Here is an 825-nt window from a genome sequence, read left to right as displayed (position 1 = left end):
AAAATGTGGGAGCGGGCTTGCTCGCGAATGCGGTGTATCAGTCACACATGTACTGGCTGACACACCGCCTTCGCGAGCAAGCCCGCTCCCACATTTGGATTGGGCCCCATCGGATTGGCTGCGTGACCCAGTAGAAACCCGCAGAAATTTCCGACAGCGTTTTAGGGTTGTCCCTCGGAAGATGGCTGCCTAATCTTCGGCGGTCGCTGCAAATTCAGCGACCGGGTTTCGCAGCCCGGTTAAACTCTAGACGCACAGCGTCCACCTCAGATAGCGGGCGCTTTTTTATGCCTGATGTTATGGCGGCTGTGCGCGGGATACCTTCGGGTATGCCGGGTGCCTAGAGTCCCGGTCTGCGAACCTGCGTACAGCTGCCACCCGATTATCGTTTCGCAGCGATGGGTGGTGACTCCAATACTCTAGGAGCTTTGCCATGATCAAAGACAGTCCGAATCCGCCGTTAGACTCAACCGCGTTTCACGCCTCTGCTCATCGAGCGATTAACCACTATCTGCATCCGTCTGAGAAACCAGAGCCTTCTGCTGACGGCCATGGCTTGTTTACCGTGCGTGAAGGCTTAGACGCCGAGACGCTGTTGACCAACGCATCGGAGGATCTTGAGTCAGCTCAAGCACTGGCCAGCCATTTGGCTTTTGAGGTCGACGGTAATCCTCGCAGCGTAGCGCTGGGGATTTCCCGAATGCTGGAGGGAATTCAGTTGTTGGTCGAGAAGGCACTGACCCTCAAACAGGCCTGAAGACGGGCACGGTAAAATGTGGGAGCGGGCTTGCTCGCGAATGCGGTGTATCAGTCACACATGTACTG

The 825-nt window shown here is 56.2% G+C and carries 1 protein-coding gene; it reads left to right on the top strand.

Annotated elements, in window-relative coordinates:
• Nucleotides 1–433 precede the first annotated feature (433 nt).
• A complete protein-coding gene (locus NUV89_RS29720) occupies nt 434–757 on the top strand; it encodes a DUF6124 family protein (RefSeq protein ID WP_257784124.1) in 324 nt (107 codons plus the stop codon).
• Nucleotides 758–825: the final 68 nt, after the last annotated feature.

This window comes from Pseudomonas sp. 18.1.10 (assembly GCF_024655625.1).
Lineage (GTDB): Bacteria > Pseudomonadota > Gammaproteobacteria > Pseudomonadales > Pseudomonadaceae > Aquipseudomonas.
This window is presented reverse-complemented; position numbering and strand designations above follow the sequence as displayed.